Source organism: Sulfitobacter sp. W002 (assembly GCF_025142135.1).
GTDB lineage: Bacteria > Pseudomonadota > Alphaproteobacteria > Rhodobacterales > Rhodobacteraceae > Sulfitobacter > Sulfitobacter profundi.
The window spans coordinates 1,894,968-1,915,356 of record NZ_CP081126.1 but is presented as its reverse complement, the minus strand read 5'-3'; the positions used below and the strand labels follow the sequence as shown (position 1 = coordinate 1,915,356).

Below are 20,389 nucleotides of genomic sequence, written 5' to 3'. Positions count from 1 at the left end.
CCGCTTCGGGCTTTTCTTTGCCGCCAAACCAAACGCAAAGATTGAAACATTCTACACGGGCTGAGGAGCAGGCCGTGCAGCGGCGTGGGACACGTTCCTGCGACGGGTCTGCAACAGGGCTTGAAGGGGGCATTTGGCCCCTGCTTGCAGAGCGCATCAAACGCCTGAAAGTCGGAAAAACATATACTAAACAGTCCGTTGGCCAGTTACCGCCAATTGTTACGGTTCAATCGCGGGGCGTCTCGCTTTGACACGGCGCGGTGAGCCGAGTTGCTTTGTAACAGCGCACTGTCACCCTTTAATATCATTGTATCGAACGGGCCTCCCGACCTCCCCGCCTCTCCCCAGAGCGAGTAAGCCGCCGCCCTTTCCCAAACCTGAAAGGACCTGAAAATGAAACTCTTTATCGCAACTGCCGCCGCCACTCTGATCGCCACTGCCAGCGTTGCCGGTCAGTCGACCCGCTATGAAGACCTGCGGCTCGATACCTCCGTGACCTCTGGCGTCGTCTACGCTGAGCAGGCCGGTGCCACCCGTCCCAACGAACGCGCCGCAGACCTTCGGCTAGAAACATCCTCGGACGAACCTGCGCCTGTCGCCACCTTCTCAACCAACGGCTTGCAGGGCAGCTTGGGCGAAGGTTTTGCCTATGGCGGTTTTGGCGCGGGTAACGATTCCCGCTGAGGCATCATGAATAGAACTGAGAAGGCCCGGACCGAAAGGTGCCGGGCTTTCTTGCATGCATCAGCGAACGGCCCAGACGGGCTGAAAAACTATATTCTCAAAAAGGGAAAATGGCGGAGCGACAGGGATTCGAACCCTGGAGACGGTCTCCCGCCTACACACTTTCCAGGCGTGCGCCTTCGACCACTCGGCCACCGCTCCGTTGATGCGCGGTTTAGCTTGGGGGGACAGTGAGTTGCAAGAGCGAAATCCCCCCAAGACAGATAAATTTATCTAACCGCCCAGATGGACATAGACCCGGCGGTTCAACCGGCCCTTTTTCTCAATCTTTCCAAGGCGAAGCGCGCCGATTTCGCCGGTTCGGGCCACATGGGTGCCGCCACAAGGCTGCAAGTCGATGGGGTCTTGCGCGTCACCAATGCGGATCAGACGAATGTCACCCCGCCCACGCGGCGGCGCGACGGACATGGTTTTGACCAGTTCCGGGGCCGCATCAAGTTCCGCTTCGGTGATCCAATCCTCGCTGACCCGCGCGTCGAGAGAAACAAAGTGGTTCAGCGCCTCTTCCAGCTCGGCCCGGTCTTGGGGCGCATCGGGCATGTTGAAATCAAGCCGTCCGTGGCTGGCCGAGATCTGCCCCCCCGTCACCGGATGCGGTATCACGACCGACAACAGATGCAGCGCCGTATGCACGCGCATATGTTTGTGGCGCCGGTCCCAGTCGAGCTCTTGGGTCACATAGGCCCCGACGGGCGGCAGTGCACGCGGCTCGGCCGGAACCAGCGCGATGCGGCCACTGTCACGGTCGCGCACGGTGGTGGCGATGGAGAGTTCCTGTTTGTCCCATGTCAGCCAGCCGCTGTCGCCCGGCTGGCCGCCCCCAGTGGGGTAGAACAGGGAATTGTCCAAGATTACCCCGCCCTCTGGCGTATGGGCCGCCACGCGGGCCGGCGCGTCGCGCAGATAGGCTTCCTCTCGAAACAATTCGCCTGTCATGCCTGCGGCTCCGCCTTTTCGCTGCCCCCGTCCTGCGCGGGCGCGGCATCGCTTTTCAAAGCCTCAGGATTGCGCAGCCAGAGATCACGCTGAGCAAAGGGAATTTCGATCCCTTCTTCGTTGAAACGCGCGGCGATGGCGTGGTTGATGTCGTTTTTGACCTTCATCATCCAGTTGACATCCCGCAGGTAGCAACGGACCTCGAATTCCAGCGCGTCGGCACCGAAGTTCAGGAACAGCACCGCGGGCGGCGGGTTGGTCAGCACGATGGGCTGCGCTTGGGCGATCTCTTGCAAGATGCACTCCACCCGTTTGGTATCAGTGCCATAGGCCACGCCCACGGGCACGATCAGGCGGCCCACGGTATTGCCACGGGTGTAGTTGGTGACCGTGCCGCTGATCAGATCGGCATTGGGCACGATGACATCGGTACGGTCAAAGGTCTCGATCCTTGTCGAGCGCACAGAGATGTCGCGCACATAGCCCATCTGACCGCCCACCTCGATCCAATCGCCTTCGGAGATCGGGCGTTCGATCAACAGGATGATGCCGGAAACGAAGTTCGACACCACGTTTTGCAGACCGAAACCGATACCGACCGACAGCGCACCGGCGACATAGGCAAGCGCGGAAAGGTCGATCCCGGCCCCCGTGATGGCCAGCAGCGCGGCGAGGAAGATACCGACATAGCCAATCCCCGAGACGATGGCGTTCTGTCCGCCGATGTCCATTCGCGTCTTTGGCAGGACGTTGCTGCGCAGCGCACCTTGAATAAGACGGGTGGCGGCATAGCCGATCACGAAAATCACTGCGAAAGAGAGGAAGTCCGTCGGACGGATCCGCGTCTCGCCAAAGGCGAAGCCCCGGCTGAACAGCGCCCAAAGCTCGGTCAGGTCGGTGACCCGCGCGCCCCATGCCAAAGCCATCACCGGCAGCGAGAGCAGCAGCAGGATCAGGCCAAAGAACACGGGCATCAGCGCATCGCGCGCCTGCACGCCCTGCCCGGTCATCGCGCCGTAGACATCCGCCAAGAAGCGTTGCAGCGTCATCACCAGCCCCAAGAGGACCAGCGTCGTGACGTAAGGCGGCAGCAGCGACACGGCGGCGTTGTAATAGCCACTGATCAGCAAAAGCGGTGCCACCACGGCCACGATCATCGCGCCCAAGCCCAGACCGCGCACCACGCGGCTAAGGGTCGAAACGCGCGGCTCTTCAGATGCCGGGGCATCCTCCGCCACGGGATCGCTATGGCCGTGCAGAATGCGACCAATGCGGAACAGGGCAAAGGCGCTGAGCAGCATCACAGGCAGGCGCAGCACCGCTTCGGTCGTCTCTGCCGGTTGTTGACCGTCGAAAATGGCGGTGATGATGGCGCCCAAGATCACGGTGACGGTGATGATGCTGACGTAGAAACGAACCGCCTTGCGCTCTGCCGATGGCAGCAGGATCAATGCTTCGTCATCATCGCGCGAAAACACCCGCTCGGCCACCCAGCGAACGCCCAGCATTGCACCGCCGATCACCGGGATAAGCTGCACCAAGGCAGAGCCGCGCGGTCCCAGCCAATCGGTCGCCAGTACGGCCATGGCCAGCAAGACCAGACCGACTGTGGGCAGGATGATCCGCAAAAGCGAAACGACGAAGCGCCAGATGCCAAAGCCGCGGGCGCCGAACTGCTGGAGCCGCCCAACGATTGTCGTCGACCAGTGGTGACCGCGGAAAATCAGCACCAAGCCGAGTATGGTGAGCCCCAGAACCGCGGGCAGCGAGGACCGCAGACTGCGGCGCGCTGTATCAGCATCGTCCGGCGCTTCGGCGGCAATCTCTCCGGCGGCGGTGGCCAAATCGTCGATCGCCGTGCGCCAGTGCACCGGGTTGAGCGGCGTGGGCACGACCTCCATCAACTGTTCGGTCTGACGTTCGCGCAGGGCCACGTCGATCTGGCCGATCAGCGCATCGGCGCGCAGGTACGCCGCTTCGGCCCGCTGAACCGGCGTCAGCAGGGTGTTGAGCTGTCGGTTCAACTCTTCGCGGTTGGCGGCAACCTCGGGCGATTCCGGTTCGGCCCCTTCACCTTCTGGCGGGGTGCCGAGGGCGGCCAATTGTTCCCGCAGCGCGCTGATCCGCGCTGCGTTCAGGTTTCGGGCGGCGTCGAATTCCGCGCGATAATCCACCAGCCGGGCGCGCTGCACCTCAAGCATGGTCTCTGTGGTCTCTGCCGCGTCGATTGCTTCTTCAGCAGAGGAGGCGACGGATTCCCATTGGTCAAAATCCGGCAGGACCGGTTCTTGTGCGACAGCAGCGCCGGTCAGCCAGACCAGCAACGCGGTAAGGCCGAGGGCGAAGCGGAGCATTTGGGTCATGTATCCTCGAAAACACCTGGAATGGATTGCGGCGCGGCATCAAGCCAACCGGGCGTCGGCAGCCCCTTCTCGCGCAGGAACTCTGGATTAAAGAGCTTGGACTGATAGCGCGTGCCAAAGTCACAAAGCACGGTGACGATCGTATGCCCCGGCCCCATTTCTTTCGCCATGCGCATGGCGCCTGCGACGTTCACGCCAGAAGAAGCGCCAAGGCAGAGCCCTTCGTTTTCCAGCAGGTCAAAGACCACCGGCAGGGCCTCTTCGTCGGAGACGTTATAGGAATAGTCCGGCTTGAAGCCTTCGAGGTTCGCGGTGATCCGCCCCTGCCCGATGCCTTCGGCGATGGAGCTGCCTTCGGACTTTAACTCGCCTTCGGTGTAGTAATTGTGCAGTGCCGCGCCATCGGGGTCGGCCAGTGCGATCTTTACGCCCTTGGGCTGCAGCGCCATGGCCACGCCAACCAGCGTACCGCCAGAGCCGACCGCACAGCAGAAACCATCCACTTTGCCGCCTGTCTGTTCCCAGATCTCGGGGCCTGTCGTCTCAATATGCGCCTGACGGTTGGCGGTATTGTCGAACTGGTTGGCCCAGATCACCCCTTCGGGCGTGGTCTTGGCCAGTTCCTTGGCCAAACGCTCGGAATAGCGGACGAAGTTGTTGGGGTTTTTGTAAGGAGCCGCAGGCACCTGCACCAGTTCGGCACCGGCAAGCCGCAGCATGTCTTTCTTTTCCTGCGACTGGGTCTCAGGGATAACGATAACGGTTTTGAACCCCATCGACGCGCCCACAAGCGCAAGCCCGATGCCGGTGTTGCCCGCCGTGCCTTCGACAATGGTGCCGCCGGGCTTCAACTCGCCCCGTGCAATGGCGTCGCGAATGATGAACAGCGCCGCGCGGTCCTTGACCGATTGGCCGGGGTTCATGAACTCCGCCTTGCCCAAGATTTCGCAGCCGGTTTCTTCGCTCGCGCCGCGCAGCCGGATCAGCGGTGTGTTTCCAATGGCCTCGGCCAGATCTTTTGCAACCTGCATGTTTGCCCCCAGTTCATGTTCCGTCCGGTTTAGCTGTCGCGCTCTCGGACCTCAAGCGTTCGCGGTGGCGGGCCAGCCAATAGGCGCTTGCCACCAATGGCGCATTGGCAAGCGCCTGCGCATCGGCCAAGGCCATCAGATCGTCAAAGGACATCAAATGCGACCGTATATCCTCGCCCTCTGAGGCCAAACCGCCCGTGCCGATGATATGATCCGGCAAATCCGCCAATCCCACGAAAATGTGAAAGAATTCCGTCGCATTGCCGGGAGAGGCATAGACGTTTCCTACAGGTTCCAAGGCACCTAATGTGATCCCCGCCTCTTCAAGCGCCTCGCGCCGCGCGGCGGCCTGCGGTGTCTCACCGGGATCAATATGGCCCGCGATGGGTTCCAACTGCCAGCAAGTGTGATCGCCCCGCGCCAAAGGGCCCATGCGGATCTGCTCAACCAGCAGCACGCGGTCGCGTGCGGGGTCATAAGGCAGCACCAACGCTGCATCCGCGCTGACAAAGACCGCGCGGTCGATCTCTTCGGACATGGCACCGTCGAAGGTCTCGTGGCGGAGGGAAATTTCATCAAGGGCAAAGAACTTTGCGTAAACGCGATCTCGGCCGGTAATCTCAATCTTACCGTCGAGGGCCAGCGGATCATGCGCGCCTGTTTCGGCCAGCACCTGTTGATGGGCGCGGCGGCGGATCATCGGGAACATCGCGTCGACTTCGGCGCGGGGGCGCTTGCCCATATAGCTCATCACCTCGCGCGCCGCGTGGCACGACAGCGCAGCCCAATCGGCCTCCCATGCCTCCAGCGACCACGGCCCCTGACCCGTCCAGCGCCCCGGTTGCGGCAGATAGACCTCTGCCGCCTGCCCGTCTGCCAGCGTCACCGGCACCAGATCATAGTCAAAGGCGCCTTCATAGAAATCGAGCCGGGCAAAATCATCCGCACTCAACCCTTGAACCAGTAGGCCGTCGGCCTGCGCGGCCTCGCATGTCTCAATGGTAGGAAACGGCCCTTCAGCGGCGGCAGAGACGCGGTAGCCCGGCAAGGTCGCAGGCCGCAGGTCAATCGCTCCGGCAGAACGGCCAAGCACGAATTCCAAAAGCGGCAAATGCCGCAGGGTGCCGTAGATAAAAAGATGTCGCATGGGGATCAGGACCAACGGTTATAAGCAAATTCGGTCAAAAGACCTGTGATCACAGCCCCTACGACAAGCGCCACACCGATGGGAAGTGTGGCAATCGTCACCCCGAACTCCGCGCCGATCTGGAACACGGCAACGATAGCTTCGAATGGGTCGTCATAGCGGTTGCGCAGGGCCAGGCGGACCATCTCATTCGCTGCCTGCAAGAAAATCGCCCAGAGCATCAGCACAAAGACCCCGGCCAACCCGTTGTTGATCGCGGCCACCACGCCGCGCCCGGCGCGCTTGCCCATCACTCGCCAGCCCACCACAAGGCCAAGAAGGACGTTCAGCGGCAGGAAATACCCGAAATCCGTGCTTTCTGGCATCAGGGGCACCACCATGCCCGACAGGAAAAAGGCCAGCACCGCGAGTGAGATCGCTGCCATAAGTCGTGCACCAGTCGGCATTTTCCGGCTCCTTGCGGGGATGGACCGCAGGCGCGGTCACACAGGTCGCCGTACCGTAATCTGCGTCACGTCGCAATTGCCACTATCAAATGTCGCGGCACAGGAAGTGAGGTAAAAATTCCACATCCGGCGAAAGCGTTCGTCAAAGCCAAGCGCGGTGATCTGATCCCATTTCGCGTTAAAGGTCTCATGCCAGCGGCGCAGCGTGATGTCATAGCTTTTGCCGAATTCGACCGAGCGGTCGACCACCAGACCGGCGCGTTCCACCTGCTCGCGCAGCACCTTGGGGCTGGGCAACATGCCGCCCGGAAAGATGTATTTCTGAATGAAATCCACGCCGCGCTTGTAAACATCCCAGCGGGCGTGATCGACGGTGATGATCTGTAGCGTGGCTGCGCGTCCGGGCTTCAGCCTCTGGCGGACGGTCTCGAAATAGATCGGCCAATATTGCTCGCCCACCGCCTCGAACATCTCGATACTGGCGATGCCGTCATAGAGCCCGCGCTCGTCACGGTAGTCCTGCAACTTAAAGGTCACACGGTCTGACAGCCCTGCCTTTTTGATCCGGTCCACGGCGTATTTATATTGCTCGGCACTGATCGTCAGCGCGGTGACGTGCAGGCCCCGTTCGGCGGCGGCATATTCAGCGAAACCGCCCCAGCCGCAGCCGATCTCCAACACGTGATCGCCCGGCTGAACCCCCATCTGGTCAACCATGGATTTATATTTGGCGGTCTGCGCGGCCTCTAGCGACATCTGCGCGCCGTCCTCGAACATAGCCGAGGAATAGGTCATCGTCTCATCCAGCCAGAGCCCGTAGAACTCATTGCCCAGATCATAGTGCTTGCTGATGTTGCGTTTGGCCTGCTTGCGGTTGTTGCGTTGCAGCCAAAAGCGGAACTTCTCGAACTGGCGCAGCAACCCTTGGCCCGGAAAGCCGTCGTAAACCGTCTCGTTCCCCGCATGCACCAAATCCATGAAGGCTTGCAGGTCGGGGGTCGACCACCATTCGTCAAGGTATGCGTCGCAAAACCCCAGATCGCCCTCGCGGACCAACCGGGCAAAGAGATCATCGTTGTGGATATGCACTTCGGCCACCGGGCCGGGTTTGGCCCCTTCGGCCCGGAACGCGCGGCCATCGGGCAAGACGAAATCCACCCGCCCATGCTGCATCGCCTGCGCCATGGCAAAGACCTGCGGAAAATAGCGCGGCAGACCCTTCTGCCCCTCTGTTGTCGTCAGCTTCATACCTCGGTTCCGTTCTTGTTCTTGGCGCCTACTGTAACCGCAGGCTGCTGTTTCGCAAAAATTTAAAAATCACGATTGCGGTAGGCGTCCAGTGCCCGTTCGCGCCCTTCCGAAAGATCGACGATCGGGTCGGGATAGTCGTCATCCGGGCTGAGGCCCCAGCGGCGCGGGATTGCGTCGAAATAGGTCAGCGCATCTTTGCTTGGCTTCGCGCGGCCCTCGGCGATCCAGCGGCGGGTATAGTCTCGGCCCTTGTCGAACCGATCAAGCTGGGTCTCAGGATTGAAGATGCGGAAGAAGGGCGTGGCATCGGGGCCAGAGCCTGCGGCCCATTGCCAGCCCATCGCGTTATTGGCCGGATCCCAATCGATCAGGTGCTCTTCGAACCACTTTTGGCCGATGCGCCAGTGACACATGAGGTGTTTGGTCAGATAGCTCGCCACGATCATGCGGCCCCGGTTGTGCATTCGTCCGGTCACCTGCAACTCGCGCATGGCGGCATCGACAAAGGGCACGCCGGTGCGCCCCTGTTTCCACGCCAAGACCTCGGCGCGGCGCTCGTCCTCATTCCACGGGAAAGCCTGCCATTCCTCGCGCCAGTTTTGGTCAAGGATGCGCGGCGTGTGGTACATCAGATGATAAGCAAACTCGCGCCAAGCGAGTTCTTTCAGAAAGGTCTCTGCCCCGCGCTTGCCTTCTTGCATCGCACGCTGACCGGCATGCCAGCATTGCGCCGGACTGATTTCGCCTAAAGAGAGGTTTTCCGACAGTGCAGAGGTGCCGTCTTCGCCCGGCATGTCGCGGCTTTCATCATAGCCTTCGACGATATGCGCGATGAAGGCCCCCAGCCGCGCCTGCGCAGCGGCCTCGCCCAGACGGGCAAAGGGGCGCACGATATCACGCCCGCGCTGCATTTCGGCGTCCATCTGCCAATCGTCCAAGGCGTCTCTCTCGGGCCAGTCTTGGGGTGCTGCAATCTCGCTTGGGGTCGCCACGGGTGCCGCCACATCGCGGCCACGGACGGATTTCCAATAGGGGGTGAAGACCTTGTAAAAACCGCCGGTCTTGGTCTCGACCGTCCAAGGCTCGAACATCAGGTGTCCGGCAAAGCTGCTGGCCTCGATGCCCTCCTCTTTCAGCGCATCTTTGACCTTGGTATCGCGGTCGATCGCGGCGGGATCATAAAGGCGGCTCCAGTACACTGCCCCTGCCCCGGTTTGCCTGATCACATCGCGCAGAACGTCCAGCGCATCCCCGCGCCGCAGGGTCAGGCGGCTGCCCTTTTGCTTGAGCGTCTCCCCCAGACAGGCCAGCGCCAGCCCCAGCCGAAACTTCGGGGCTGCCCCCAGAGCCTCTGACTGGTCGTCATGGATGAAAAGCGGGATCACCGGGCGGCCCGTCTTGCAGGCGGCCGCCAAAGCGGGCTGATCGCTCAGCCGCAGATCGCGGCGGAACCACATGATAATCGGGGAATTGTCGTTCACGTTCGGGGTCTTGCTCCTGGCCTGACCCCGAAACATAGCGCCCCCGCGCCGGGGTCAAGGCTCAGAGCAGATCATCCAGTGCGTTCAGCAGTTTATCCATCTCGTCCTTGGTGGTGTAATGGGTGAAGCTTAGTCTTAGCACGCCGTTGCTGTCCTCCACCCCCATCGCGCCAAGCGCACGGCCCGCGTAGAAGGTCCCGCCGCCCGCCATGATGCCCCGCTCGGCCAGCGCCTGCGCCACGTCAATACCGGGCCGGTCAAGCGCCAGTGCCACCGTCGGCGCACGTTTTTCAGCATCGCTCGGGCCGATCAGCCGCACGGAATTCCGCGCCGCCATGGCGTCCAGCAGCGGTTGCAGCAAAGCCGTCTCATGGGCCCGCATCGCATCATGCACGGCGACACCGCGCGCCGTCGCATCGGCGCTGCCGCCGATGTGGTGGGCGTGGAAAGCGTCGATATAATCCGCCATGCCTGCGCTGGCCGCGATCTGTGCATGATCCGGGCCCGCCGGGGTGAACCGCTTATAAAGTACATCGCCGTTGAAGTGATGCGCTTGGTTCGGCAGCAGTTCCGCCAGCGCCCGGCGGATAACCATGACGCCCTGATGCGGCCCGAAGGTCTTGTAGGCGGAAAAGAGGTAGATATCCGGCCCCAGCCCCCCGACATCGGCAAAGCCGTGGGGCGCATAAGACACGCCGTCAACGCAGACGAAGGCGCCAGCGGCATGGGCCAGCGCCGTGATCTCGGTCACCGGGTTGATTTCCCCCACCACGTTGGAGCAATGCGGAAAGCAGACCAGCCTGACCTTCTCGTCCAACAGATCTTCAAGCTTGGCTGGATCCAGATGCCCCGTCTCTGGGTCGATCTGCCATTCACGGATTTCGATCCCCCGCTCGGCCAGCCGCCGCCATGGGCCGGTGTTGGCCTCATGGTCTTGGTTGGTCACGACGATCGCCTCACCGGGCTGCATCATCTGGCCGAAGGCCTGTGCCAGCACATAGGTGTTTTGCGTGGTCGAGGGGCCAAAGCTCAGCTCTGGCGGTGTCACGCCGAGGATCGCGGCCATGCGGTTGCGGGCCTCGTCCATCTCCTCTCCGCCAAGGCGGCTGGCCTCATAGGGGGCGTAAGGCTGCACTTTTCGCTGGGTGTAAAAGCGATGCAATCGGTCGATCACTTGGCGGCAGGTGTAAGACCCACCGGCGTTCTCGAAAAAGGCCTGACCCTGAAGGCTCGGCTCGGCGAAGGCGGGGAATTGGGCGCGGACCCAGTCGGAATCAATATGCATGGCGCGAAGGTCCACCGCAGCGCGACGAAGGTCAAGCGCCCAAAGAAAACGGCGGCCCCGAGGAGCCGCCGTTGTTGGTGTCGCACTGCCTGTGGAGCTTAGCGAATTTTCCGCTCGTCCTGCAGGCCGCGGAAAATGCAGAAGCACATAAACAGCAGCAGCAGCGTGAACAGCAACCCGGTAGAGATCACCATGGATTGCAGCGCCGCCAACCCGCCGCCGATCAGCAGAGCGATGGCCACGGCACCTTCAAAGATGCACCAGAACACCCGCTGTGGCACCGGCGCGTCGACCTTGCCGCCTGCGGTGATCGTGTCGATGACCAGCGAACCGGAGTCCGACGAGGTGACGAAGAACACCACCACCAGCACGATGCCGATGAAAGAGGTGATCGACGCCAGCGGAAGCGCGTCCAGCATCTTGAACAGCTGCAGCGGCAGGCCCGCATCTTGGGCTGCGGTGTAGCCATCGTTCAGCACCTGATGGATCGCGGTGCCGCCAAAGATCGACATCCACAGCACACAGACGAGCGACGGGATCAACAGAACGCAAACGATGAATTCGCGCACGGTACGGCCCCGGCTGACGCGGGCGATGAACATGCCAACGAAAGGTGACCAGCTGATCCACCACGCCCAGTAGAACGCCGTCCACCCTTGGGAGAAGTTCACGTCTTCGCGGCCAAAGGGATTTGCCAGCGCGGGCAGATACTCAATGTAAGCCACCAGCGAGTCCCAGAAGAAGGTCAGTAGGAACACAGTTGGCCCGACGATCAAGGTGAACAGCGCCAGCAAGGCGGCCAGCCCCATGTTGATCTCACTCAGCACCTTCACGCCGCCATCAAGGCCGCGCAGCACCGAAATCAGCGCCACGGCAGTGATGAGCGAGATCAGAACGACCTCGGAGGTGGTGCCAATCGGGATCCCGAACAACTCGTTCAAGCCCGCGTTCGCCTGTGTCGCACCCAGACCCAGCGAGGTGGCCAAACCAAAGAGCGTGGCAAAGACCGCGATGATGTCGATGATATGCCCGGGCCAGCCCCAAACACGTTCGCCCAGAACCGGGTAAAAGGCCGAGCGGATCGTCAGCGGCAGACCTTTGTTATAGGTAAACAACGCCAGCGCCAGCGCAACGATGGCGTAGATCGCCCAAGGGTGCAGACCCCAGTGATAGATCGTCGCCGCCATGCCAAGGCGGAGCGAACCGGCCTCATCACCTGTTGCCGCGCCCAGAGGGGCCCAGTCGGTGCGCAACCCGTTCTCTGTCGTGATTTCGCCCATGGAGGTCGAGAAATGCGTCAGCGGCTCGGACACGCCGTAGAACATCAGCCCGATCCCCATGCCCGCGGCGAAAAGCATCGCGAACCAGCCCAGATAGGTATAATCCGCGACCGCCTCATTACCGCCAAGACGGACATTGCCGAAAGGCGTGACAATCAGCAAAAGCGCAAAGATCACCACCAAATCGGCAGCGCCGATCAGGAACCAATCAAAGTTCTTGGTCGTAAAGTTGAACATGGCCGAGAAGATGGCGGCGGCCTGCTCTGGCAATGCAATGGTATAAAAGACGAAGATCACCACGGCGATCCCCGAAATCAGAAAGACCGGGTTGTGAATATCCAGCCCGAACGGCCCGATCTGCCGCTCGATATTGTCTTGACCGATTTCATAATCGGTATTGATGACATCCGCCTTGCCCTCAGGCTCGGGGATGCCATGCGAATTTGTATCGCTCATAATCTGTTCCCTCTTTGATGACAGATCACCACGCAGGACGCGGCTTCTGTTTTTCTCATCCGTGCGCAAAGGATAGAGGCTTGCGACCATTGGGCAAGCTCTTGCGGCCAAGCTCCCTTGGAAACTTGGCTAAAACGACCTTTTCGTTGTCCGCTGCGACGTAAGTTTGGGGGGGTTACCCTGTCCCGAGCGCCGCTGCAATCGCATCGGCCTGTTCGCGAATCCGGTCCATGTCCCCTTGGACGCCGGGCGGGCGCAGCTTGTCGCCCTCATGGCGGGGCAAGATATGGTAGTGCAGGTGAAAGACCTCTTGCCCGCCCGCGGCTTCGTTGAATTGCTGCACCGTGATGCCATCAGCACCAAAGGCCCGCAGGCAGGCATTGCCGACCTTTTGAACCGTCGCCAGACAATCGGCCAACTGCGTTTGGCTGGCGTCGAGCATATTGCGGCAAGGCGACTTGGGGATCACCAAGCAATGCCCCTCGGCGCGGGGCATGATGTCCATAAAGCAATAGGTCTTGTCGTCTTCATAGACCTTGAAGCTGGGGATTTCCTTGCGCAGGATCTTTGCAAAGATATTGTCGTCGTCATAGGTGGCCATCATGCTCTCCTTCTGGCGGTCGGGGCGGCGTGGACCATTAACCACACCGCCCCGCGCCGAGGCAATATCAAGCGTTTACGTCGACAACCACCCGGCCCTTGACCTGCCCTTTGAGGATGTCCGCACCGAGTTGGGGCAAGTCGCTGAGACCCGCGGGTTGAACCATCGCCTCCAGCTTCTCCATCGGCAGGTCTTTCGCCACCCGCTCCCATGCGCGCAGACGGTTGTCATAAGGCTGCATGACGCTGTCGATGCCCAAGAGGTTAACGCCGCGCAGCAGGAAGGGGATCACCGTGGCAGGCAGGGACGCGCCGCCCGCAAGGCCCACTGCAGCGACGCTCGCGCCATATTCCATCTGCCCCAAAACACGGGCCAGCATCGCGCCGCCCACGGCGTCAACACAGCCGCCCCATGTCTCGCCCTCGAGCGGGCGTTTGACCGTCTCATTGATCTCATCGCGCGCGACAATCCGGCTGGCCCCGAGGCTTTTGAGGTAGTCCTCGGTCTCGGGCCGCCCGGTGACGGCTGCCACCTCATAGCCGAGATTGGCAAGGATCGCGGTCGCGACCGAGCCCACGCCACCCGCGGCCCCCGTGACCAGCACCGGCCCTTTCTTGATCCCGTGGTCTTCTAACGCCATCACCGCCAGCATCGCGGTGAAGCCCGCCGTGCCAACGGCCATCGCTTTGCGCGTATCCAAACCCTCGGGCAGCGGCACCAGCCAGTCGGCCTTTACCCGCGCCTTTTGCGCATAGCCGCCCCAATGCGCCTCACCCACGCGCCAGCCGGTCAGCACGACCTTGTCGCCGGGTTTGTACCGCGCGTCACTCGATGTCTCGACCGTCCCGGCAAAGTCGATCCCCGGCACATGGGGATAGTTGCGGACCAGACCACCGCCGGGCCCAATGCAGAGCCCGTCTTTGTAGTTCACAGTCGAGTATTCTACCGCGACCGTCACCTCGGCCTCGGGCAGTTGATCCTCGGTGATCTGGGTCACCTCAGCATGGGTCTTGCCATCGTCATCTTTGTTCACGATCAACGCATTAAAGCTCATCTTTCATCTCCTTTTCAGGTTTCAATTTGCCGGGCCTCAGGCCCAGAAATTCTCACGCACGGTCACATCCCGCAGGCCCTCGGGTGTCTGAACCTGCAACCGCGTGCCCGGATCCCAATGGGTCATCCGCACCATTCCGATGGCGACATTCACCCTAAAATCGGGCGACCAAATGGTCGAGGTCACCTGCCCCACGCGCTTGTCACCTGTCATCAGCGGCCAAGCTCGGTCACAAAGCGGCACCGGATCGCCCGCAATCTCTAGGGGGCGTATCTGTTGCACCGGACCTTCCTTGGCCACCCGTAGCAGCGCATCTCTGCCGATACAGCCCATCGCGGCATGGGTGTCGCAAAGCCTGCCAAGGCCGCATTCATGTGGGGTGTTATCGTCGGTCATGTCATTGCCATAGCTCAATAATCCCCCTTCGATCCGTTCTATCAGGTTTGGACAGCCCGCGCGCACGTCCAAATCGCGCCCCGCCCCGAACAGAGCATCCCACAGCGGCATTGCGATATCCGCGCCCTCTGCGTAGATCTCAAAGCCGCCCTGTTTGGAGTAGCCAGACCGCGCGATATTCATGGCGCGCCCTTGGAAGTGGAATTCACCGAAGCGGAAAAACTTTACCTCCCGCACCGCCGCACCGAAAAGGCGTTCCATCAGATCTTCGGACTTTGGCCCCTGCACTGCGAGCAGGTTCACATCCGGCTCGTCCACCAGCACATCCAAGTGATAACCGTTGCATATCCCCTTGGCCCACAACAATAAATCACTGTCGGCAATGGAGATCCACCAGCGATCCTCTGCCAGTTTCACTGCGACCGGATCATTAAGCATACCGCCCGTCTCATCGACGATCGGCACATAGACGCAGCGCCCCGGCGCCACATCGCGCAGATCGCGCGGCGTCAGCATTTGCATCAACCGCGACGCGTCCGGCCCCCGCAGTTCAACCTGTCTTTCGCAAGCCACGTCCCAGACTTGGACGGCTTTCTTCAAGTGATGGTAATCGGCTTCGGTGCTTTCAAAAACGGTGGGCAGCAGCATCCGGTTATAGACCGTGTAGGCATTTACGCCCGCTGCCTCTACCCCGGCAGAAAAGGGCGTGCGCCGTATCCGGCGCGAGGGGGAGAGTTCAGCCATCACACGTCCTCCGGCATTAAGATAAGATCGGTCACCGGCGCATCGTACCCGGCGCTGGTCAGCATGGCATGCACCTGCCCCCGATGATGGGTCTGGTGGTTAAAGAAATGCACGACGGTTTGCGCCAAGGGAGTGGTAACTTCGCGCTGCAAGATGCCGGAATGCCAAGATAAATTTGCGTCCAGAGCCTCCTGTCGAAGGCCTTGGGCCCAATCCTTAATCGCCGCGTCGCATTCGCGCCGCGCGGCGCGCCAAGCCATGCCGGTGGGGCATAGTTCGGTGTCCGGCCCCTCTGGCTTGGGCAAGGCGGGATCAAAACGGGATAACCAGATTTGATCACACCAAAGAAGATGGTTGAGGGTGCCTAGGATCGAGCCGAAAAACGCCTTGCGATCTTGCGTTAACGCATCCTCGTCCATCACCTCAATAACGCTTGCCAACTGACTGTTTTGCCAAGCGTTATATCGCGCCATTTCCTGAGCATAATCGGGGGTGATCACGCAGCACCCTGCCAATCGATCGCGCAGACCTCAGCCGATTTGCCGCCGAAATCCCAGACCCGCCCATAGTCGCGGACCTTAGATTTCACCCCACGCGCGGCCACGATATTCGGTCCCATCCAGTATTTGGAGTTGGTGATCGTCACCGGCTCGCCCGGTTCGGCCCCGGCGAGCAGTTCAATCTCGCCGTTGATCTTCCGGCCGATGTTAATGACACGGCGGTTGCCGTCGCGAATGATCTCAACCGGGGCACGTTCGGCGCCGATGATCTCGCTTACCAGCATGGTAAACAGCCCCGTCGTGCCGCCCGCCGCTCCGCTGAAGATTTTCAACAGCCCGTCATAGGCCACCTCGCTCGCGCGGTCGTCCACATAGGCGGCGACCTTCCAGTTCCCCTCGCCCATACGGCCCGGGATGTCGACCAGCAGGCCCACGTTCAGCCCTGCCAAATCCTCCCCTTCGAAATGGCCTTCGTCGATCGCGATGCCCATCCACGCATGGCAGTGGCCTTCGGTCGGCAGATGCGCGCCAAGGCTGACCACGCAGGGGCAGAAGACGTCGCAAGAGCAGTTGAGGAAAAGCTCGCCTTTTACGGCCCAATTCGCGGGTGTCATCTCTCTGTTTGGCATATTATCCTCCTGTGATCACGGGCCAACCCGCCACGACGCCTGCGCCGAGGATCAAGGCGAAACCCATTGGTTTTGTTACGTAATGTCCGATTTGCGGCAACTTTTCAATGACCATGAAAAGCGTTGCCAGTCCCATCCAAGCAAGGTTCATCACCCCACCGGCAAAACCCAGCACCATAAAGCCCCAGCAGCAGCCCGCGCAAAAGCCGCCAAGGCCCACTCCCATGCGAAAACCGCCTGCGACCCCGGGGCGCCAATGGCCCATGAAATACATCATCGGAGAGTGGCAGACGCCGTGGCAGACCTCCTTGGCGCGGGTGAATTGGAACAGGCCGACCCCCAATAGCAGCGCCGCCGCAGTCCAGCGCGATTTGGCGATGCCCAGCATGTCGATGACCCCGCCGTGCAAGAGAAGCAATTGCAGCCCTGCGATCCCCGCCGCAAAGGCAAGCCAGACCGCGAAGTAGCCTGCAAGCACCGCCAGCCAGCCCGCGCGGGTGCCGTTGGCCGAGGTCATGAGGTCTTCGTAAGCGCGCAGCGTCGGGACCAAGGTCGGGACCATCATCGCAGCCATCATCGCACCCCACATCGTGAAAAGCGGAAAGAAGCGCGCCATGGGCATATACATATCCATGCCCGGATCCATCTGCCGCATCCGTTCACCCATCGTGCCCGGACGCCCCAGCAGATCGACATCCATCTGCATCGCCATGCTGTACATCATCCACCAAGCCGCTAGAATCAGGGCGAAAAACCCCAGCCAAAGTGTTGACCGTACCATGCCCGTCATCGCCGCCCTCCCCTGCGTGCTCTTGTAGATTTAATGTCAGACAATTAAACTCCTCGCAAACACTAATTGTAAGACATATGAAAATCGATCCAAGCAGCCCCGCCGATCTATCGGCTCAAATCGCCACTGCCATTCGCGACGCCATTATCGGCGGGCGTCTGATCGTCGACCAACGCCTGCCATCTGAGGCGGAGTTGGCCGAACAGTTTGAGGTCTCTCGCCCTACGGTGCGCGAGGCGTTGAAGCGCCTGGCCGCGCAATCGCTGATCCGCACGCAGCGCGGGGCCACGGGAGGCGCTTTTGTGAATCGCCTCAGCTTTCCAGACGCTTACGCGCAGCAGATCACCACTTCTACGTTGCTCTTGTCGATGAACGCGGTGAGTTTTGAGACCGCCTGCGAAGCCCGTTTCGCCCTAGAGCGCGCCTGCGCCCCCCTATCGGCAGAGCGGCGCACGGCGGATCACCTTGCCACGATGCGCGCTGAAATCCACCGGCAGGCGCAGGCGGGGCTAACCGATGAGGCGTTCTGCGCGTCCGATGTCGCCTTCCACCGGGCGCTGGTGGACGGCGCGGGCAACCCGGTGCTGAGCTATCAACTCGCGGGCGCGGTCGAAGCCATGCAGCCTTTGATGAATATGATCACCTTTACTGCAAGAGATCGGGCGCGGATCATTGCCCTGCACCAAGAGATCGCCAATGCCGCAGAAGCGCAGGACGGCAAAGCGGTAACGGCAGGTTTGACGGCGCTGGAAGCGGAGACCCAAGACCTTGCCCAGAGCGTTTTCGCCGCGCGTGCTGCCCGGAACGCAGGAAAGGCTGGCTGAGAAGTTACGACTTCACATAAAAACAATGGGATGCGGGTGTATCTTGAAGCCAAAATTTCACGCCTCCCCACCCCTTGCAATTCACCCATGACGGCCCTACTTTAATCCTGTCCTTCGGGACTATGGACATAAACGCGCTCGTAATAAGCGGTTCGGACCCGGGGGCGGTACCCGGCGGCTCCACCAAACATCCTTCATTTGGGGATCATGGGGCCGAAATAGGATCGACGAACGTCTAAAGGGGTTGCTTTGTCTCGGTGAGATACCACCGTTATCGGTTCAAACTGTACAATTGCAAATGACAATCGTGCTCCAGTTGCGATGGCCGCGTAAGCGGTTTCAGCGACTGAAATCTAAGTCCTTAGGCTTTGCAGCTTAAGGCGGGGTTCGCAGGTACCTGGCAACAGAAACCTGCACTTTTCCCCTCCATATACCGGAGATTTCAATTACTTGAGCGGCGTTCTTGACCCTGCGCTTCCCTGCCCCTATCCGTTGTGAGACGAAGCCGCAGTGGTTTCTATCGCGCGCAGGAATTTCGCATGACCCCGCCCAGCTGGCCCGAAATGTTTCGCGTGTTCGGACGCATCGGGCTGATGTCATTCGGCGGCCCGGCAGCACAGATCGCCGTGATGCACCGTGAGCTGGTCGAAGACCGACCGTGGTTAAGCGAGCAGACCTACCTGCGGGCGCTGTCACTCTGTATGCTTTTGCCCGGACCGGAGGCGATGCAACTGGCGACCTATGCAGGCTGGCGTCTGCGCGGCGTGGCTGGCGGACTGCTCGGCGGGTTGCTCTTCGTGGTGCCGGGGGCGGCGTTCATCGCTGTGCTGGCTTTGCTATATGCGTGGTATGGGCAGTTGCCCCTTGTGCAAACGGCTTTTCTCGGCATCAAAGCCGCCGTCATTATCGTGGTATTCCAAGCGCTTCTAAAGGTTTCTTCAAAGGCGTTGCATGGGCGTCTTGGCTGGGCGCTGGCGTTTGGGTCGTTCATCGGCATTTTTGTTCTGGGCTTGCCATTTCCACTGATCATTCTGCTTGCCGGTGCCATCGGGATGTTGACCAAAAGCCCCGCTGCGGTGGCTGAGCCGGCAAATCTGCCACCCGCGCGCAGCCTGCGCACCCTGCTAATCTGGGGGGGGCTTTGGGCTGCGCCGCTTGTGTTGATGGCGCTGTTGGGCGAGGATTTTCTGCTGCAACTCGGCCTGTTCTTCTCCAAGCTCGCTGTGGTGACCTTCGGCGGTGCCTATGCCGTGCTGGCCTATATGACCCAGACAGTGGTTCAGGATTTCGGTTGGATTAACACGGACCAAATGATTGACGCGCTCGGCTTGGCCGAGACGACGCCCGGCCCGCTGATCCTCGTTACGCAATTTGTCGGGATGCTGGCAGGCTTTGCCCAAAGCGGCCCGTCGGGCGCGCTTGCTGCGGGGCTGCTGGCGCTTTGGGTGACTTTCACGCCGTGTTTTTTGTGGATTTTCCTTGCAGGCCCGTATCTTGAGGCACTTTCTGAGCAGCCGCGCATCGCGGGGGCGCTGCGGGCCATTACGGCGGCAGTGGTGGGGGTGATCGCTAATCTCTCGGTCTGGTTTTCGCTGCATGTGCTGTTTGACCGGGTCGCTCCCGGGGCCACCCTCGCCCTGCCCGCGCCGGTTTGGGAAAGCTTTAATCTGCTGGCCGCCGCGCTCACCTTGCTCGCCGCAGTGCTGATGCTGGCGCTCAAGCGTGGTTTTGTCGTCACGATGATCCTGCTCGCGGTGCTTGCTCTGCTCCTTCGCGCGATTTAGCGCCGCGCCCCCTTTCACTCGCCTGTGAATGGGGTATGCTGACCCCTGCCCATCGCCCGGACCGGAGAGAAGAATGAGCCGCAGCATTGATTACGGCAACCTGATGCACGAAGCCATGCGGGGTTTGATCCGCAGGGTCTTGCAGGATGTATCGGACCAAGGGCTGCCGGGGAATCACCACTTTTTCATCACCTTCGACACCTCGCACCCGGATGCGGAATTGGCCGATTGGCTCTCCGACCGATATCCCGATGAGATGACCGTGGTGATGCAGCACTGGTATGACGGGCTTGATGTTGGCGCAGACGGCTTTGCCATCACGCTGAACTTCGGCGATGCGCCAGAGCCGCTTTATATTCCCTACGACGCGATCCGCACCTTTGTGGACCCTTCGGTTGAGTTCGGCCTGCGGTTCGAACAGCAAGAAACCGAAGAAGAAGACGAAGATCGCGACGAGGCCACGCTTGACCAAACCGATGAGGAAGAGCTGGAAGTCGCGGAAGAGCCCGCCAAGGACGCCGAGATCGTCTCGCTCGATTCCTTTCGGAAGTAGCGCAGGATTGGCCGTTAGCGCCATCCCTGCATTGCGCAGACCGTAAGGCGCAGGTACACCGCTGGGCAACGATAAGTCACAGCAGGAGCCAAAA

Annotated in this window: 19 protein-coding genes, 1 tRNA gene and 1 other RNA gene; 5 read left to right on the top strand and 16 right to left on the bottom strand. The window is 61.0% G+C overall.

Annotated features, from left to right (window positions below; genetic code table 11):
- The first annotated feature begins 393 nt into the window (after positions 1 to 393).
- Positions 394 to 684, top strand: coding sequence for a hypothetical protein (locus K3758_RS09445; protein WP_259944258.1), 291 nt, complete (start codon positions 394 to 396; stop codon positions 682 to 684).
- 111 nt (positions 685 to 795) lie between these two features.
- On the opposite strand, the gene K3758_RS09440 is transcribed toward K3758_RS09445, so the two are convergent.
- The 16 genes from K3758_RS09440 to K3758_RS09365 all read right to left on the bottom strand — a co-directional run bounded on the left by K3758_RS09440 (position 796) and on the right by K3758_RS09365 (position 17,134).
- Positions 796 to 885: transfer RNA gene (locus tag K3758_RS09440), tRNA-Ser, on the bottom strand.
- A gap of 72 nt (positions 886 to 957) precedes the next feature.
- Positions 958 to 1,680 (bottom strand): alanyl-tRNA editing protein, encoded by a 723-nt coding sequence (locus tag K3758_RS09435; RefSeq protein WP_259944256.1) that lies wholly within the window; start codon positions 1,678 to 1,680, stop codon positions 958 to 960.
- The gene (locus K3758_RS09430; protein ID WP_259944255.1) at positions 1,677 to 4,043 is read right to left on the bottom strand and encodes a DUF3772 domain-containing protein; all 2,367 of its coding nucleotides are present in this window, start codon (positions 4,041 to 4,043) and stop codon (positions 1,677 to 1,679) included. Before K3758_RS09430 ends, K3758_RS09435 begins: the two co-directional genes overlap by 4 nt.
- A complete protein-coding gene (locus tag K3758_RS09425; protein ID WP_259944254.1) occupies positions 4,040 to 5,074 on the bottom strand; it encodes a cysteine synthase A in 1,035 nt (344 codons plus the stop codon). The genes K3758_RS09430 and K3758_RS09425 overlap by 4 nt, the downstream gene beginning before the upstream one ends.
- 13 nt (positions 5,075 to 5,087) lie before the next feature.
- Positions 5,088 to 6,221 carry an NUDIX domain-containing protein gene (locus tag K3758_RS09420; protein WP_259944252.1) on the bottom strand — a complete coding sequence of 378 codons (1,134 nt, stop codon included), beginning with the start codon at positions 6,219 to 6,221 and terminating at the stop codon, positions 5,088 to 5,090.
- Positions 6,222 to 6,226: 5 nt separating this feature from the next.
- Positions 6,227 to 6,667 (bottom strand): TrgA family protein, encoded by a 441-nt coding sequence (locus tag K3758_RS09415; protein WP_259944251.1) that lies wholly within the window; start codon positions 6,665 to 6,667, stop codon positions 6,227 to 6,229.
- A 36-nt stretch (positions 6,668 to 6,703) separates the two neighbouring features.
- Positions 6,704 to 7,915, bottom strand: a complete 1,212-nt coding sequence (locus K3758_RS09410; RefSeq protein WP_259944249.1) for a cyclopropane-fatty-acyl-phospholipid synthase family protein — start codon at positions 7,913 to 7,915, stop codon at positions 6,704 to 6,706.
- 62 nt (positions 7,916 to 7,977) lie between these two features.
- Entirely contained in the window at positions 7,978 to 9,399 is a 1,422-nt protein-coding gene (locus K3758_RS09405; RefSeq protein WP_259944247.1) for a deoxyribodipyrimidine photo-lyase, read from the bottom strand.
- 61 nt (positions 9,400 to 9,460) lie between these two features.
- Positions 9,461 to 10,684 (bottom strand): aminotransferase class V-fold PLP-dependent enzyme, encoded by a 1,224-nt coding sequence (locus K3758_RS09400; protein WP_259944245.1) that lies wholly within the window; start codon positions 10,682 to 10,684, stop codon positions 9,461 to 9,463.
- A gap of 98 nt (positions 10,685 to 10,782) precedes the next feature.
- A complete protein-coding gene (locus K3758_RS09395; protein ID WP_259944243.1) occupies positions 10,783 to 12,420 on the bottom strand; it encodes a BCCT family transporter in 1,638 nt (545 codons plus the stop codon).
- Positions 12,421 to 12,595: 175 nt separating this feature from the next.
- Complete coding sequence (locus K3758_RS09390; RefSeq protein ID WP_120351056.1) at positions 12,596 to 13,021, bottom strand: HIT family protein; 426 nt, start codon at positions 13,019 to 13,021, stop codon at positions 12,596 to 12,598.
- Between the two features lie 67 nt (positions 13,022 to 13,088).
- The gene (gene acuI / locus K3758_RS09385; protein ID WP_259944242.1) at positions 13,089 to 14,075 is read right to left on the bottom strand and encodes an acryloyl-CoA reductase; all 987 of its coding nucleotides are present in this window, start codon (positions 14,073 to 14,075) and stop codon (positions 13,089 to 13,091) included.
- A 36-nt stretch (positions 14,076 to 14,111) separates the two neighbouring features.
- Positions 14,112 to 15,215 (bottom strand): dimethylsulfoniopropionate demethylase, encoded by a 1,104-nt coding sequence (locus K3758_RS09380; protein WP_259944240.1) that lies wholly within the window; start codon positions 15,213 to 15,215, stop codon positions 14,112 to 14,114.
- Positions 15,215 to 15,715, bottom strand: coding sequence for a DinB family protein (locus K3758_RS09375; protein WP_259944238.1), 501 nt, complete (start codon positions 15,713 to 15,715; stop codon positions 15,215 to 15,217). Before K3758_RS09375 ends, K3758_RS09380 begins: the two co-directional genes overlap by 1 nt.
- Positions 15,712 to 16,344 (bottom strand): DUF1326 domain-containing protein, encoded by a 633-nt coding sequence (locus tag K3758_RS09370; protein WP_259944234.1) that lies wholly within the window; start codon positions 16,342 to 16,344, stop codon positions 15,712 to 15,714. Before K3758_RS09370 ends, K3758_RS09375 begins: the two co-directional genes overlap by 4 nt.
- A gap of 1 nt (position 16,345) precedes the next feature.
- Complete coding sequence (locus K3758_RS09365) at positions 16,346 to 17,134, bottom strand: DUF2182 domain-containing protein (RefSeq protein ID WP_259944231.1); 789 nt, start codon at positions 17,132 to 17,134, stop codon at positions 16,346 to 16,348.
- Between the two features lie 77 nt (positions 17,135 to 17,211).
- Between K3758_RS09365 and K3758_RS09360 the strand changes: the two genes are divergently transcribed.
- The 4 genes from K3758_RS09360 to K3758_RS09345 all read left to right on the top strand — a co-directional run bounded on the left by K3758_RS09360 (position 17,212) and on the right by K3758_RS09345 (position 20,295).
- Entirely contained in the window at positions 17,212 to 17,958 is a 747-nt protein-coding gene (locus tag K3758_RS09360) for a FadR/GntR family transcriptional regulator (protein ID WP_259944230.1), read from the top strand.
- A 70-nt stretch (positions 17,959 to 18,028) separates the two neighbouring features.
- Positions 18,029 to 18,376: a transfer-messenger RNA gene (gene ssrA, locus K3758_RS09355) on the top strand.
- Positions 18,377 to 18,497: 121 nt separating this feature from the next.
- A complete protein-coding gene (gene chrA, locus K3758_RS09350; RefSeq protein WP_259944229.1) occupies positions 18,498 to 19,742 on the top strand; it encodes a chromate efflux transporter in 1,245 nt (414 codons plus the stop codon).
- Between the two features lie 73 nt (positions 19,743 to 19,815).
- Positions 19,816 to 20,295, top strand: coding sequence for an SspB family protein (locus tag K3758_RS09345; protein WP_067624690.1), 480 nt, complete (start codon positions 19,816 to 19,818; stop codon positions 20,293 to 20,295).
- Positions 20,296 to 20,389: the final 94 nt, after the last annotated feature.

Bases quoted from the DNA above. Each gene is read 5' to 3' on its own strand.
- K3758_RS09430 (WP_259944255.1), bottom strand. From the start codon at position 4,043: ATGACCCAAATGCTCCGCTTCGCCCTCGGCCTTACCGCGTTGCTGGTC.
- K3758_RS09410 (WP_259944249.1), bottom strand. From the start codon at position 7,915: ATGAAGCTGACGACAACAGAGGGGCAGAAGGGTCTGCCGCGCTATTTT.
- K3758_RS09425 (WP_259944254.1), bottom strand. From the start codon at position 5,074: ATGCAGGTTGCAAAAGATCTGGCCGAGGCCATTGGAAACACACCGCTG.
- K3758_RS09365 (WP_259944231.1), bottom strand. From the start codon at position 17,134: ATGACGGGCATGGTACGGTCAACACTTTGGCTGGGGTTTTTCGCCCTG.
- K3758_RS09345 (WP_067624690.1), top strand. From the start codon at position 19,816: ATGAGCCGCAGCATTGATTACGGCAACCTGATGCACGAAGCCATGCGG.
- K3758_RS09415 (WP_259944251.1), bottom strand. From the start codon at position 6,667: ATGCCGACTGGTGCACGACTTATGGCAGCGATCTCACTCGCGGTGCTG.
- K3758_RS09400 (WP_259944245.1), bottom strand. From the start codon at position 10,684: ATGCATATTGATTCCGACTGGGTCCGCGCCCAATTCCCCGCCTTCGCC.
- K3758_RS09395 (WP_259944243.1), bottom strand. From the start codon at position 12,420: ATGAGCGATACAAATTCGCATGGCATCCCCGAGCCTGAGGGCAAGGCG.
- acuI (WP_259944242.1), bottom strand. From the start codon at position 14,075: ATGAGCTTTAATGCGTTGATCGTGAACAAAGATGACGATGGCAAGACC.
- K3758_RS09360 (WP_259944230.1), top strand. From the start codon at position 17,212: ATGAAAATCGATCCAAGCAGCCCCGCCGATCTATCGGCTCAAATCGCC.
- K3758_RS09420 (WP_259944252.1), bottom strand. From the start codon at position 6,221: ATGCGACATCTTTTTATCTACGGCACCCTGCGGCATTTGCCGCTTTTG.
- K3758_RS09445 (WP_259944258.1), top strand. From the start codon at position 394: ATGAAACTCTTTATCGCAACTGCCGCCGCCACTCTGATCGCCACTGCC.
- chrA (WP_259944229.1), top strand. From the start codon at position 18,498: ATGACCCCGCCCAGCTGGCCCGAAATGTTTCGCGTGTTCGGACGCATC.
- K3758_RS09435 (WP_259944256.1), bottom strand. From the start codon at position 1,680: ATGACAGGCGAATTGTTTCGAGAGGAAGCCTATCTGCGCGACGCGCCG.
- K3758_RS09370 (WP_259944234.1), bottom strand. From the start codon at position 16,344: ATGCCAAACAGAGAGATGACACCCGCGAATTGGGCCGTAAAAGGCGAG.
- K3758_RS09380 (WP_259944240.1), bottom strand. From the start codon at position 15,215: ATGGCTGAACTCTCCCCCTCGCGCCGGATACGGCGCACGCCCTTTTCT.
- K3758_RS09390 (WP_120351056.1), bottom strand. From the start codon at position 13,021: ATGGCCACCTATGACGACGACAATATCTTTGCAAAGATCCTGCGCAAG.